The sequence below is a fragment of the Streptomyces sp. NPDC058335 genome (genome assembly GCF_042723915.1).
Classification (GTDB): domain Bacteria; phylum Actinomycetota; class Actinomycetes; order Streptomycetales; family Streptomycetaceae; genus Streptomyces.
The window spans coordinates 160286-173652 of sequence record NZ_JBHXHX010000012.1; the positions used below are offsets into that span (position 1 = coordinate 160286).

11 protein-coding genes and 1 tRNA gene are annotated in these 13367 nt (G+C 71.6%); 5 read left to right on the forward strand and 7 right to left on the reverse strand.

What is annotated here, in order from left to right:
- Window positions 1–93: 93 nt before the first annotated feature.
- Together ACFWJX_RS24230 and ACFWJX_RS24235 are read left to right on the forward strand one after the other, a co-directional pair.
- Window positions 94–864 (forward strand): Pr6Pr family membrane protein, encoded by a 771-nt coding sequence (locus ACFWJX_RS24230; protein WP_383246776.1) that lies wholly within the window; start codon window positions 94–96, stop codon window positions 862–864.
- 56 nt (window positions 865–920) lie between these two features.
- Window positions 921–994: transfer RNA gene (locus tag ACFWJX_RS24235), tRNA-Pro, on the forward strand.
- Window positions 995–1507: 513 nt separating this feature from the next.
- Here the strand turns inward: ACFWJX_RS24235 and ACFWJX_RS24240 are convergent.
- Window positions 1508–2275 (reverse strand): DUF2637 domain-containing protein, encoded by a 768-nt coding sequence (locus ACFWJX_RS24240; protein ID WP_383246779.1) that lies wholly within the window; start codon window positions 2273–2275, stop codon window positions 1508–1510.
- A 15-nt stretch (window positions 2276–2290) separates the two neighbouring features.
- Entirely contained in the window at window positions 2291–2488 is a 198-nt protein-coding gene (locus ACFWJX_RS24245) for a hypothetical protein (protein ID WP_383246782.1), read from the reverse strand.
- Between the two features lie 728 nt (window positions 2489–3216).
- Between ACFWJX_RS24245 and ACFWJX_RS24250 the strand changes: the two genes are divergently transcribed.
- Window positions 3217–3507: a zinc-ribbon domain-containing protein gene (locus ACFWJX_RS24250; protein WP_383246785.1), complete on the forward strand. Its 291-nt coding sequence runs from the start codon at window positions 3217–3219 to the stop codon at window positions 3505–3507.
- Window positions 3508–3525: 18 nt separating this feature from the next.
- Here ACFWJX_RS24250 and ACFWJX_RS24255 read toward each other — a convergent pair whose 3' ends face one another.
- Complete coding sequence (locus ACFWJX_RS24255) at window positions 3526–4263, reverse strand: TIGR03943 family putative permease subunit (RefSeq protein WP_383246787.1); 738 nt, start codon at window positions 4261–4263, stop codon at window positions 3526–3528.
- Window positions 4260–5279 (reverse strand): permease, encoded by a 1020-nt coding sequence (locus ACFWJX_RS24260; RefSeq protein ID WP_383246790.1) that lies wholly within the window; start codon window positions 5277–5279, stop codon window positions 4260–4262. Before ACFWJX_RS24260 ends, ACFWJX_RS24255 begins: the two co-directional genes overlap by 4 nt.
- Window positions 5280–5445: 166 nt before the next feature.
- On the opposite strand from ACFWJX_RS24260, the gene ACFWJX_RS24265 reads away from it, so the two are divergent.
- Window positions 5446–7398 (forward strand): NAD-binding protein, encoded by a 1953-nt coding sequence (locus ACFWJX_RS24265; protein WP_383247106.1) that lies wholly within the window; start codon window positions 5446–5448, stop codon window positions 7396–7398.
- A 974-nt stretch (window positions 7399–8372) separates the two neighbouring features.
- On the opposite strand, the gene ACFWJX_RS24270 is transcribed toward ACFWJX_RS24265, so the two are convergent.
- On the reverse strand, window positions 8373–10187 hold the full coding sequence (locus ACFWJX_RS24270) for a prolyl oligopeptidase family serine peptidase (RefSeq protein WP_383246792.1): 1815 nt from the start codon (window positions 10185–10187) through the stop codon (window positions 8373–8375).
- A 135-nt stretch (window positions 10188–10322) separates the two neighbouring features.
- On the opposite strand from ACFWJX_RS24270, the gene ACFWJX_RS24275 reads away from it, so the two are divergent.
- Window positions 10323–11162, forward strand: coding sequence for an SURF1 family protein (locus ACFWJX_RS24275; RefSeq protein WP_383246795.1), 840 nt, complete (start codon window positions 10323–10325; stop codon window positions 11160–11162).
- Here ACFWJX_RS24275 and ACFWJX_RS24280 read toward each other — a convergent pair.
- Window positions 11123–12361 (reverse strand): hypothetical protein, encoded by a 1239-nt coding sequence (locus ACFWJX_RS24280; RefSeq protein WP_383246798.1) that lies wholly within the window; start codon window positions 12359–12361, stop codon window positions 11123–11125. The genes ACFWJX_RS24275 and ACFWJX_RS24280 overlap by 40 nt on opposite strands.
- The gene (locus ACFWJX_RS24285) at window positions 12358–13026 is read right to left on the reverse strand and encodes a SigE family RNA polymerase sigma factor (RefSeq protein ID WP_383246800.1); all 669 of its coding nucleotides are present in this window, start codon (window positions 13024–13026) and stop codon (window positions 12358–12360) included. The genes ACFWJX_RS24280 and ACFWJX_RS24285 overlap by 4 nt, the downstream gene beginning before the upstream one ends.
- Between the last annotated feature and the right edge of the window lie 341 nt (window positions 13027–13367).

Here is a 13367-nt window from a genome sequence, read left to right on the forward strand (position 1 = left end):
AGGGGCTGGGCCCGCGGGGCTCGGGCGGGGCCGGGCTCCCTCGGATGGCCCACCCGTATCGCCCCTTTTGCCCCCTCTCCCTAGCGTGAGGGCATGACCGCCCCAATACCCAGGGACATCCCGGACCTGCCGGCGATCCCGCGGACCCACGCGCTCCTGCCCTCCTTCGTCCCCGCCTCCGCGGTGGTGACGCCGGTACGCCGCCGATTGGCAGGCCTACTCCGTCTGCTCATCGCGGGGACGGCGGCCGGGGCCGTGACCCTCGCACTGGTGCTCGGCAGCCCGCCGCGGGTGCTGAGCCACTTCTCGGTCCAGAGCACGATCCTGCTGGCCCTGGTCACCCTCGCGTCCGCCCGCCGCGCCTGGACAGCCCGCCGCCCCCTCCCCTCCGCCCTGACGGGCGCGGCACTGCTCTACGCCGTGATCAACGGGCTGGTGTACCACCTGCTGCTGGCGGACGCGGCGAGTCCGTTCTCGGTGACGGGCACGGCAGGCGCCCCGACGGGCTGGCACGCAGTCGCCCATCACCTCCTGCACACGGTGATCCCGGCAGCGGCCCTCCTGGACTGGCTGCTGCTGACGGCGCCGGGCAACCTCCACCTGCGCCAGGCTGCGACCTGGCTGGTCTATCCCCTGGCCTATCTGGGCTTCTTCCTGACCCGCGCCGCACTGATCAGCGCCGGCGCTCCCGGCCGCTACTTCTACCCGTTCCTCGACGCCGCGGCCCACGGCTACAAGCACATCTTGGCCAACGCGCTCCTCCTCGGCCTCTCCTTCTACGCCCTGGCCGTCCTCCTGGTCGCCCTCGACCACGCCCGCCCCAACCCCATCCCCCACCGCATCAAAACCGGATTTCGTCTCTAGCCAGCGGTGGGCTAAAGTAAACGACGTCGCCGCGACAAGCAGTACAGCAGCGACATCGGGGTGTAGCGCAGCTTGGTAGCGCGCTTCGTTCGGGACGAAGAGGTCGTGGGTTCAAATCCCGCCACCCCGACAGTGAAGTAGCAGGTCAGAGGGCCCTCACCGGATCGGTGAGGGCCCTCTGGCGTTGCTGCGTGTCTCTCTGCGCAACCATCGATTCGGGAGTGCTCGGCTGCGTGCCTGGGGCCGCTGCGGCTCGGTCCCCAAGATCCCGTCCATGGCCGCAGTTCGAGGACCAGGGCTGGGAACGGCTCGCCGCCGGCGACGCGTGGGAGGAACACGGCTGAGCTTCGACGCAACGCACCGGCAGCGCCAGCGCCAGCGCCAGCGCCAGCGTGCGACGGGACTTGCGAGTCCTGGGGTCCCCACCCCGCGGTGTGCGGAGGCCGCGGCGGGTCGGCATCCGGCCTGGCCTTGCGGAAGACGTTATCCAAGTGAGGGCCCGCGGTTCTTCGGTACGGGCACCGGTCGGCAGGGCGACGACGATGTACGCGTACATCAAGGCGGCCCGGCCCTGCTCCACGGCTTCAGGCAGGGGCTTTGGCGCGAGCCTCGACGATTCACGGCCCCAATGTCGTGTGTGGCGCTACAGACGGTGCCGGGGCGCCTTCCGCGGTGGCAGCGTCAATGTGATTTGTCGGACCAGTTGCTGAAAGCATGCCAGGGACGCGAGGGCGGGCAAGGCGGCTCCGGCCATGCCGGTCAGGGTCCGGTCGGCCTGAGCTACGCACAGCACGATGGCGACGAAGGAAAACAGCAGAACGATGAACCATGAGTGCAAGGCTCTGCGCCGATGCAAGGCAGTTCGCAGGATGGAGAGCGACGCCACCATCCAGGGGCCGTACACGAGAAGAGGCCATTGAGGGATCATCCCGCTCCTCGTACCGGATGAAATGTTCTGCAGAGGCGCGTAGGCCACCATGCCGCCAAATACGCTAACCATCGCCACGATGACGGCAACGAATGCGACGATTACGAAGCTGCCAGTCTGCAACCATGCGAGTCGGAGTTTTCGGGCTCGCATTTTCCGATGGCCGGCAGAAGATCGCCGGATGGGAGGAAGCTGAGCGCTGATCTGCGCCAGGTTGTCCATGGGGTCGGTGAAGTTGACGCCGGATGACGACTCGCTGCGATGCGGCGGCACCACGGTCGCCTGTTCCGTCGGAACGGCCTCCTGCAGGAGGTAGGCCAGTTCCTCGACCGGATCCCAGCCCGAATCGGGAGGCGCCAAGGGAACCCCCGAGTGAAGGGAATCGACAGGACTGCTGTGCCAGTCAGCGCCCGACCCGTGCGGGTATGTGTCGGATTGCCATTCACGGCGCGCAAAGGGGGGATCCGCATAGTCGCGATTCATGGAAATGCGCCCCCGTCACACGCGGTCCGCATGACAGCCGGACTTTTCCTGATCGTTCCACCGCTGATTGAGCTCCTCCTGGGCCGCCTCCAGCAGCACGAGGAACTCGCGGAGCATGGACTGGGTGTTTTGGAGTTCAACCAGTGCGCCCCCTCCCTGGAAGGGGTGCAAGGTGCCGCGCGACTCGAGCACCGGGTGCGCCAGCCCAGGCACGTAAGTGTATTTCCTCACTGTCGCATCACGGACCGCAGGCATCTTATCCTTTCCCGTGCTGCGGTGAGGCAAGCCATGGGACCTTGCTTTCGTCATATCCCGCTAACGATGCTCCCTCTCCTCCAGATGCGCGGCAAATGAGTGAGCTGGCCCGGGGGAAACGTTGAGGAGAGCGTTTCTTAATTAATGTCATCCGCGTCTCCGCACGTTATGAGTCGAGCTGCTTTTCTTCCCAGATCTCCTTGAGCAGGAAATAGGATTCGCCACCGGTGCTGACCTTCGAAGCGTGGCGTCGGGGAGGTTGACTGGCAGCAGGCGGGCGCCGCGTACACCGGTGGGTCGTCGCAACAGGTCCGTGGCTGAGGTGTCGGCCAGCGTTCCTCGGGTCGCGAAGAACCACCAGGCCAGCCCCACCGTCGCAGCAACCACGAGGAGCGTCGGCAGTGGGAAGATCCGTACGCGGACGTACTTCTACGACGTCCCCGGCGGAACGCCCGGCCCTTCCTGCCCGTCCAGGACTGCGAGGGCTGCTACCGGCCCATCCGCGCCCAGCACCCCGGCCGCTGCCGCGACTGCCGGCCCGGCAACGATCTCCGCGCGGCAGGATGATGACCGGTCTGGCAATCGCCTTCGGCGGGGTGGGTAGCCGGATGGCATGGTGTGTGGTGCCAGACGCCGCTTCCCCGCACTGTGGGAGGGAGGCACCGAACCGGGAAAGGACCGGTGACATGATCATCTTTGGGACCAAGGGGTATCTGTACCAGCTCGCGATACTGACGCTGGTGTGCGGGAGCTGCGGTAATCCGTCCGCGCACACGCTGAGGAAGCGCGTCACGAAGTTCACGCTGTTCTTCGTGCCGCTGTTCCCGATATCGACCAAGTACGCCACCCAGTGCACGTTCTGCGGCGCGGAGCAGAAGCTGGTGAAGGAGCAGGCCGACCACCTGGTGGCGCAGGCCGCCGGCGGGCAGGCCGGGCAGGCGTACGGGCAGCCGCAGCAGCAGCCGTACCAGTCCTGAGAGAGCGGTTCCGCCGCCTCAGGTGTTCCACGTCTCGTCGTACGGATCCTTCGGGGTCGGCACCGGCCTCGCGGCGGTGACCTCTATGAAGGGGATCGGGCCGTCGTTGACGGGGTCCTCGACCCGGTGCGGGGTGTAGGTGCCGGTGATCTCCAGCCAGGTGTCCGGCTGGAGTACCGGGGGGATCCGGCCGGTCAGCCCCACCTTGACCGGCTGGGCGTCCGCCGCGCAGCAGTTGAGCGCCATGCGGACCAGGTACGGCGTGCCGTCGCGGTCCAGCGCCAGGAAGCCGGTGAGCTGGATGCGGCGGCCGGTGAGCGTACGGCCGTCGTCGTAGACCGCGCGGCCCGCGTAGTCGACCACGCTGAGGCGGAGGGGGCCGGTGGCCGGGAGGGCCGGGTACGCCAACGGCTCCTGGAGCGACGTACCCGTGCGGGTGGCGCTGTACGAGCCGAGGGCCGGCGGGGCCACCAGGATCAGGGCCAGGAGGGGGAGGACCAGGAGCCAGGAGACGCGGGGTTCGGGGTGAGGGGGAGGGGGAGCCGTGTCGGGCGCCGCGGTGGCTTTTTTGCGGCTCGTCGCGCGCCATTCGTACCAGGCCGTCGCCAGAGCCGTCGCGATCAGGACCGCGCCCGCCGCCAGGAGCAGGGGTTGCAGGCCCGCCTTCACGTAACGCAGGTAGAGGTCGGTCGTGCCCGCGTGCAGCAGGCTCGCGCCGAGGAGGAACAGGACCGCTGACTGGGCCTGACGGTTCACAGGAGCACCGCCCCGGTCAGGACCGCTCCGCCGATCGCCAGCACGAAGGTGGCGGGCGCGAATCGGAAGGCGAAGCCGCGGCCGAACGTACCCGCCTGCATCGCGAACAGCTTCAGGTCGATCATCGGGCCGACGACGAGGAAAGCCAGTCGGGCCGTCAGCGAGAACTGGGTCAGCGACGCCGCCACGAACGCGTCCGCCTCCGAACAGATCGACAGGACCACCGCCAGCACCGCCAGCGACAGCACCGCCACCACCGGATTGTCGGCCGCCGCTCGCAGCCAGTGCTCCGGGGCCACGGCCTTCAGCGTCGCCGCCGCCATCGCGCCCACCACCAGGAAACCACCCGCGTGCATCACGTCATGACGGGTCGAGTCCCAGAACGCTTCGCCCTTGCTCTGGCCCTCGTGCCGCCCGTGGGCGGGTGGCCGCATCCAGTCCGTGCGGCCCAGGCGGTGCCACAGCCAGCCCATCGCACACGCCACCAGCAGACTCGCCACGAAACGGGCCAGGACCATCTCCGGGTTGCGCGGGAACGCGACCGCCGTCGCCGTCAGCACGATCGGGTTGATCGCCGGGGCGGAGAGAAGGAACGCGAGCGCCGCCGCGGGAGTCACACCGCGGCGCACCAGCGCACCCGCGACCGGTACGGACGCGCACTCGCAGCCCGGCAGGACCGCGCCCGCCAGCCCGGCCACCGGCACCGCCAGTGCGGGGCGGCGGGGCAGGGCGCGGGCGAAGAAGGACGGGGGGACGTACACCGCGATCGCCGCCGACAGCAGGACGCCCAGGACGAGGAACGGCAACGCCTGGATCATCACCGCCACGAACACCGTCGTCCACGTCTGCATCACCGGGGCGCCCAGGGCTCGGCGCAGCGGGGACTGCAGCAGCACCATGAGGAGCAGGAGGAGGGTGAGGGCCAGGGGGGAGGTCAGGCGGCGGGGGGTGGGGGGCGGACGGTGGCCCTCGCTCGGGGTGGCCGGCCTGTCCAGGGCCTCTTCGGTTATGGCCACGGGTGGGGCACCTCCGGCTTCCATGGGTCTCCCTCCCCTCTCATACGGGCCTGCGGCTCCGCCTGTTCAGGTCTCGTATGGAACCACCCCCCACGGTGAGGCAGTCTTTCTCCTCGTGGCTGGTCTACCGAATCAGAGTCCCGCGCCGGGCGAGTCCGGCGCACACATGGTGGTGTGCGGCGACGACGGGCTCGCGCACCGGCTGGCCGCGGAGTTGCGTGGCGTGTACGAGGAACAGGTCACGCTCGTCGTACCGCCCTCCGAACGGACGGTACGGCCGCCTGTCGTGGGGCGGGCCCGCGCGGTGTCCGCCGCGCTGCTCGACCGGGTGGTGAGTGCGGCCGTCAATCGGGCTGCCGCCGGGAACGGTGGCGGGGCGGGAGTGGGGGCGGGGGCCGCGTCGGGGACGGGTGCCGGTGCTGGTGCTGGTTCGGGGAGTGGGGGATCCGGGGGCTCGGGGCGGGTGTTGGAGGCCGTCGAGCCGACCGAGGCCGTGCTCGCCGAGGCCGGGGTGGAGCGGGCGGCCGCGCTCGCGCTCGTGTACGACGACGACGAGACGAACATCCGTGCCGCCCTCACCGCCCGGCGGCTCAACCCGCGACTGCGGCTCGTCCTGCGGCTGTACAACCGGCGGTTGGGGCAGCACATCGAGGAACTCCTCGACCAGGCAGCCGCGTTGGCGATCGCCGGTGGGGGCGGTGAGTACGCGGTGGGGGACGCCTCCACCACCGTACTGTCCGACGCCGACACCGCCGCGCCCGCGCTGGCCGCGACCGCCGTCGCCGGTACCACCAAGGTCGTCCAGACGGACGGGCTGTTGCTGCGGGCCGTCGAACGGCCCGCGCCGGGGGTCGGGCAGGTGGCCGATCCCCGGCTGGCCACGCTCGCGCTGCTGTCCGTGACCAGCAACGACCCTTCCTTCGCGGACGGTTCCGAGGCCAGCGGGGAGCAGGGGCCGCTGCTGCTGCCGGACGCGGCGACCGTCGCCGCCGCGAGCGGGCGGGGCAGTGTCGTGCTGGAGCAGGTGTCGTACTCGGCCGGACCCGCGTTGCCCTCCGGGCGGGGGGTCGGGGTCGTGGCGCCGTTCGCCTCCCTGTTCTCGCGGCGGCTGCGGTGGTCGTTGGCGGGGCTCGTGGGGTGCGTCGTCGCCCTGGCGGTGGCGTTGTGGCTGGTGACCGGGGTTCATCCGCTGGGGGCGGTGTATCTGACGCTGCTCGATCTGTTCTCGATCAACGATCCGGCGGTGGGGGCGTCGACCGAGCGGCAGGTTCTTCAACTCCTCTCCGGATTCGTGGGGTTGCTGCTGCTGCCGGTGTTGCTGGCGGCTGTGCTGGAAGGGCTGGGGACGTTTCGGACCGCCGGTGCGTTGCGGCGGCCGCCGCGGGGGCTCGGTGGGCATGTGGTGCTGCTGGGGCTGGGGAAGATCGGGACGCGGGTGCTGACGCGGTTGCGGGAGCTGGACATTCCCGTGGTGTGTGTCGAAGTGGCGCCGGAGGCGCGGGGGGTCGCGGTGGCGCGGCGGCTGCGGGTGCCGGTGGTACTGGGGGATGTCACGCAGGAGGGGGTGCTGGAGGCGGCGAAGATTCATCGGGCGCATGCGTTGCTGGCGGTTACCAGCTCGGACACGACGAATCTCGAAGCCGCTCTGTACGGGCGGTCGTTGCGGCACGATCTGCGGGTGGTGCTGCGGTTGTACGACGACGACTTCGCCACGGCCGTCTATCGCACGTTGCGGGCTGCGCATCCGCGGGCGTTGACGCGGAGTCGGAGTGTGACGCATCTGGCTGCGCCGTCGTTCGCGGGGGCGATGATGGGGCGGCAGATCCTGGGGGCGATTCCGGTGGAGCGGCGGGTGTTGTTGTTCGCCGCGCTGGAGGTCGGGGGGTATGGGCAGTTGGTGGGGAAGACGGTGGGGGAGGCGTTTCGGGCCGGGTACTGGCGGGTGTTGGCGTTGGAGGGGGGTGGGCGGGAGGCGGGTGCGGGTGTGGGGGACGGGGTCGGGCTGGTGTGGGGGCTGCCTGACTCGTATGTGCTGCGGGGGGAGGATCGGGTGGTGTTGGCGGCTACGCGGAGGGGGTTGGCGGAGTTGTTGGGGCGGCGGCGGAGGGGTGGGGGGTAGTTTTTCTCGCCCCCGCCGCCCCTACCCGTCCCATCCCCAGGGGTTCCGCCCCTTCGACCCCACCAGGGGCTCCGCCCCTGGACCCGGCGGGGACTGCGTCCCCTGCACCCCTGACGGGAGCGGGTGGGGCAAGCACCTCACGGGGCCGCCCTGGACCCCCAGCGGTCCGGCCGGGACCGCCACGGGGCGAGTATCGGAGCCAGTAACCCGCGGGGCTCCGCCACCGCACTCCTGGCTGCGCGCCGCCGAGAGCGAGCACCTCGCGGGCGCCCGCCCCGCACGCCGACGGGGACTGCGTCCCCTGCACCCCGGCTGCGCGCCACCGGGCCCAAGCAGCTCGCGGGGCCGCCCCGGACCCCTGGCTGCGTGCCACCGGGCCCAAGCACCTTGCGGGGCCGCCCTGCACCCCTGGCTGCGGGCCGCCGGGAGCGAGCCGCTCGCGGGGACTGCGTCCCCTGCACCCCTGGCTGTGGGCACGCTGACACAGGGCGCCCGGACGGCAGGTGCCTTGTGTCGGCGTGCCCTCTGCCGGCGTGCCCTGTGTCCGCGTGCCCTGTGTCCGCGTGCCCTGTGTCCGCGTGCCCTGTGTCGGCCCTGACGGGCCTGACGGGCCTCGTCCTCAAACGCCGGACGGGATGGGTACGGCGCCCAGCGGGGGGCAGGACATCCAGGCTGTGGGCGAAGCGCGTCTGGCCGTGAGCGGGACGCCCCGACTCATGAGCGGTACGGCCCGGCCCATGGGGAACGCACCTAGCCGTGAGCGTACGGGCCCGGCCCAGCCCGTGGGAAACGCGCCTCGCCGTAAGCGGTACGGCCCGGCCCAGCCCGTGGGAAACGCGCCTCGCCGTAAGCGGTACGGCCCGGCCCAGCCCGTTGGGAACGCGCCTCGCCGTGAGCGGGACGGTCTGCCGGTGGGTGTAGCGTCCGGACCCGTGCGCTGCACGGCATGGGCCTCCTGCCGTAGGTAGCTCTCCCTACCCCAGGTGCTGCTGCGCGAAGTTGAGTTCCAGGGCTACCTGCTTGATGCGTTCGTCCACCACCAGGGAGCCGTGGCCTGCGTCGTAGCGGTAGACCTCGTGGAGGGCGCCCCTTGATTCCAGGCGGGTCACGTAGTTGTCGATCTGGCGGATGGGGCAGCGGGGGTCGTTGACTCCGGCCGAGATGTAGACGGGGGCCTTTACCTCGTCCACGTAGGTCAGGGGGGAGGAGGCCTTGAAGCGGTCGGGGACCTCTTCGGGGGTGCCGCCCAGGAGGGTGCGGTCCATGGCCTTCAGGGCTTCCATCTCGTCGTCGTAGGCCGCCACGTAGTCGGCGACCGGGACTGCCGCGATGCCCACGGCCCATGCGTCGGGCTGGGTGCCGAGGCCCAGGAGGGTCAGGTAGCCGCCCCAGGAGCCGCCGGTGAGGACGAGGCGGTCGGGGTCGGCGAGGCCCGAGGTGACCGCCCACTCGCGGACCGCGGCGATGTCCTCCAGCTCGATCAGGCCCACCCGGTGCTTCAGGGCGTCCGTCCAGGCTCGGCCGTAGCCCGTGGAGCCGCGGTAGTTCACGCGGACGACCGCGTAACCGTGGTCGACCCAGGCCGCGGGGCCGGCCGCGAAGGAGTCGCTGTCGTGCCAGGTGGGGCCGCCGTGGATGTCGAACACCGTGGGCAGAGGGCCGGTCGCGCCCGCCGGCTTCTGGACCAGGGCGTGGATGCGGCCGCCAGGGCCGTCCACCCACACGTCCTCCACCGGCACCGAGCCGGGGGACTTCATGCCGGGCGGGTCGAGGACCGGCTCGCCCGTCGTCGAGCGGACGGTGGGCGGCTCGGCCGCCGAGGACCACAGGTACTCGACGCTGCCGTCGGGGCGGGCCGTCGCGCTGGACACCGTGCCCGGCGGGGTCGGCACGCGCACGAGTTCCCGGCTCGTCAGGTCGTAGCGGAACAGTTCGCTGCGGGCCTCGAAGCTGTGCGAGACGAGCAGCCCGGAGCCGTCCGGATACCACTCCGCGCCCACGTCACCCGGCAGGTCGAGGGCCAGGTCGGTCTGCTCGCCGGTCGCCACGTCCCAGACCAGCGGCTCCCAGCGGCCGCGGCGCTGGTGGCCGATGAGCAGGCGGGTGTCGCCGTCGACGGGGGCGAAGCCCAGCACCTCGAGGCCCAGCTCGTGCGTGCCGCCCTCGGTGTCGTCCAGCTCGGCGACCGTGGAGCCGTCGGGGCGCAGGACGCGCAGCGCGGAGTGCATCGCGTCGCCGTGCTCGGTGTGCTCGATCGCGATCAGCGTGCCGTCGTGGGACAGGTCGCCGACGCCCGCCGACTCGCGGTGGCGGTACAGCTCCACCGGTGGCTCGGCGAACCGCGCCACATGGATCGTCGTTCCGTCCTCGTCCGTCGAGCGGCCCACCACCGCCGTACGGCCGTCTCTGCCCAGGGCCAGGCCCGCCGGGTACGACGGGTCGAGGCCCGGGGTCGCCAGTTCGTCCTCGCCGCCCGCGAAGGGCTGACGGCGCCAGACCCCGAACTCGTCGCCGTCCTTGTCGTCGAACCACCAGATCCAGGCGCCGTCCGGGGAGAGCACGCCGTCCGTCGTGCCGTTGGCCCGGTTCGTCACCTGGCGCTGTTCGCCGGTGGACCGGTCCCAGGCATACAGCTCGTACGTCCCTGTCGCGTTGGACACGAACAGGGCGCGGTCGGGAGCGTCCTGCGCCCAGTCGGGCAGCGACACCCTGGGCGCCCTGAAGCGCTTCTCCCAGTCCGGCATGTCCTCGTACCGCTGCGGCGCGGCGGACCCGTTGCTCTCAGTCATGGCCCCATACTGCCCGCCTCCGCCGACATCGGAGCACCACGGCCCCCAGCCTGTGGACAACCCGGTCCCTGTGGAGAACTTCTTCACCCACCCCCGCGGGCCGCCTTCCGCTTCCCGCCCCGTACCGTTGTGGGCGTGTACCGGTTTCTGCTGACGCCCCGTTGGTGGGGGATCAACGTCTTCGTACTGCTGGCCATCCCCTTCTGTGTGTTCATGGGGTCCTGGCAGCTGAGCCGGTTCGAGGCGCGCGTGGACGACCAGCGCACCGCCGAGGCGCAGGCCGACTCGGCCCGTACGGAGGTGCCGCGCCCGCTGGCCGAGATGCTGCCCGTGGACAAGGCCACGTCCGGCAAGCGGGTCACCGCGACCGGGCGGTACGGCGAGCAGCTGCTGGTCCCGGACCGCGAGCTGGACGGCCGGCAGGGCTTCTACGTGCTGACGCTGCTGCGCACCGACGGCGGCAGGACCCTGCCCGTCGTGCGCGGCTGGCTGCCCGGTACGGCCGACGCCGCCAAAGCCCCGGCCCCGCCGGCCGGTGAGGTCAGCGTCACCGGCGCGCTCCAGGCGTCCGAGACGCCCGGTGACAACGGGGTGAGCGCGCAGGGTGGCCTGCCGCGCGGCCAGACCGGTGCCATCAGCACGGCCTCACTGGTCAACCTCGTCGACGACGACCTGTACAACGCCTGGGTCACCCTCGACACCGCCGACTCGGGGATGACGGCGGTGCCCGCGAGCGCGCCGAGCGGCACCGGGCTGGACCTGAAGGCGTTCCAGAACCTCGGCTACACCGGTGAGTGGTTCGTGTTCGCCGGGTTCGTGGTGTTCATGTGGTTCCGGCTGCTGCGCCGCGAGATCGAGTTCGCGCGGGACGCGGAGCTGGGGATCACCGAGCCCGACACCGCCCCCGCGTCACCCGCGGCCGCGGCCGCGGCCGCTCAGGAAGCCGACGTGGAAGCCAGCACGCCCGTCCGGTAGACCGTTCCTGCGCACGCGTTCGACACCGTCGCGCTCGCGGTGGGCGAGCCGCCCTCCGCCGTGTACGTCACCAGGACACTGCCGTCGACCGTGCCGTCCTCGGTGAACATCTGCGGGGACGTGCCGGTGGCTCCGCCGGTCGTGCCGCTCGTGTTGCTGCTCTGCTCGCTCGGGGAGGGAGCCGGGGAGGAGGAGGGGCCGCCGGTGTCGCCGCCGTTGCTGGTGCCGCCGGTGGTGGGGCAGGTCTCGGAGGGCACCCAGGCGAACTTCACGTCGTACGCCGATCCCGGGGCGAGGACCAGCCGGGAGACGTAGAGGGAGGGGTCGGGCAGGCCCGCCGCCGCGTCGCCGGCGGTGTGCTCGACGAGGCTGATCTTCGCGGGGTCGGCGGCGCCCTGGGGACTGGGCGTCACGGAGGCGCTCCCGCCGACGGTGCAGCCGCGGTCGGAGACGTTGACGACGCGGAAGGTGCCGTAGACGATGCCGGCCGAGTCGGGGACCTCGACGGCGGCGCTGGAGTCGCCGAGCTGGGATGTGGTGCAGGCGGGGGCGTCGGCCGGGGAGGTGGCGGCGGAGCCGGTGCCGTCGGCCGAGCCGGTCGCGCTGCCGGAGTCCTTCTGGCCCGCGGTGTTCTCGGTGCTGTCCTGGTCCGGGCGGCCGGTGGTGCCGGCGGGGTCGCCGACCTTGCCGGAGGAGCCGCCGTCGGGACCCTTGCCCGCATCGGCGCCGCCCTGGGCCTGGGAGGCCTGGCCGGCGATGGAGGGGTTGGCGTCGGAGCCGCCGGAGTTGGAGACGTGCAGCAGGGCGGGGACGGCGGTGCCGACGAAGAGGGCCGCGGCGGCCATCCCGACGGCGGCCTGGCGCTTGCGGGCCCGGCGGGCGGGGACGGCCCGCCGGAGGTGGTCCAGCGTTCCCTCGACCGGCTCCATCTCCTGGACCGCCTGGTGCAGCATCCGGCGCAGTGCCAGCTCGTCCGAGTCGAGCCCTTCGGGGCTCTGGTCGTCGAGGTGGTGGTTCACAGTTCCGTTCCCAGCGTGTGGTTGCTTCGGCTCTTGCTCGTGCGGCGGCGGCGTCGTCGGCACGGCCGTCGGGTCGTGCGACGCGTACGGCTCGTGCCGCTCGCGTGCGTCGCCGCTGTCGGGTTCCTCGCCTCGCGCGCTCACGTCGCCGCTGTCGGGTTCCTCGCCTCGCGCGCTCATGCCGCCGCTCCCATGGCGACACGCAGGGCGGCGATGCCGCGGGAGCCGTAGGCCTTGACCGAGCCGAGCGAGACGCCGAGGGTCTCGGCGACCTGGGCCTCGGTCATGTCGGCGAAGTAGCGCAGGACGAGGACCTCGCGCTGGCGGCGCTGGAGGCCCTTCATCGCCTGGATGAGGGAGTCGCGCTCCAGCAGGTCGTAGGCGCCCTCCTCCGCGCTGGCCATGTCCGGCATCGGCTTGGAGAGCAGCTTCAGTCCGAGGATGCGGCGGCGCAGGGCGGAACGGGAGAGGTTGACGACCGTCTGGCGCAGGTAGGCGAGGGTCTTCTCCGGGTCGCGGACGCGCTTGCGCGCGGAGTGGACGCGGATGAAGGCCTCCTGGACGACGTCCTCGCAGGAGGCGGTGTCGTCGAGGAGGAGGGCGGCGAGACCGAGGAGCGAACGGTAGTGGGCCCGGTAGGTCTCGGTCAGGTGGTCGACGCTGGTACCGGCGGCGGCCACCTCGTCGGTGTCACGCTGGCTGGGTATGCGGGCGGGCCGCGCTGCGGGCATGGGCGCGATCACCGGCATGCCGCCGGGCGCGCCGGGCATGCGGGGTCGGAGGGCGCCGCGGGGCGGCCGTAGGGCCGTGCCGCGGGTCGCCGGGAAGTCGAGTACCTCTGCCACGCCTGTTGGACACGCTCACCCCCCTCGGGGTTGTACGTGCCGGCCGCGAGTTTTGCGCCGGACGACGGCACACCCGCCCGCGCCGGTATCCCGGACGCCTGTCTCGGACCCGCCGGCAGCCGCCCGGACGGCGTCTCCCATGCCCTCATGTGTCCCGCTCTTCCCCTGTATGCCATTTGAACGGGCGTCCCCACGCCCTGATCCCGGCGTCCCCATACGCCGTGATCACCCGACCGCGCACCCGCGAAGGGTGACCGCAAAGACGCTCCCCGCGCTCCGCGTGGTTGCGGAGGGCGGGGAGGAAATCCTGGGATGAATCTTCGGACGCCAAAGGTGTCCGA

Bases quoted from the DNA above. Each gene is read 5' to 3' on its own strand.
- ACFWJX_RS24265 (WP_383247106.1), top strand. From the start codon at position 5,446: ATGGTGGTGTGCGGCGACGACGGGCTCGCGCACCGGCTGGCCGCGGAG.
- ACFWJX_RS24230 (WP_383246776.1), top strand. From the start codon at position 94: ATGACCGCCCCAATACCCAGGGACATCCCGGACCTGCCGGCGATCCCG.
- ACFWJX_RS24240 (WP_383246779.1), bottom strand. From the start codon at position 2,275: ATGAATCGCGACTATGCGGATCCCCCCTTTGCGCGCCGTGAATGGCAA.
- ACFWJX_RS24270 (WP_383246792.1), bottom strand. From the start codon at position 10,187: ATGACTGAGAGCAACGGGTCCGCCGCGCCGCAGCGGTACGAGGACATG.
- ACFWJX_RS24280 (WP_383246798.1), bottom strand. From the start codon at position 12,361: ATGAGCGCGCGAGGCGAGGAACCCGACAGCGGCGACGTGAGCGCGCGA.
- ACFWJX_RS24250 (WP_383246785.1), top strand. From the start codon at position 3,217: ATGATCATCTTTGGGACCAAGGGGTATCTGTACCAGCTCGCGATACTG.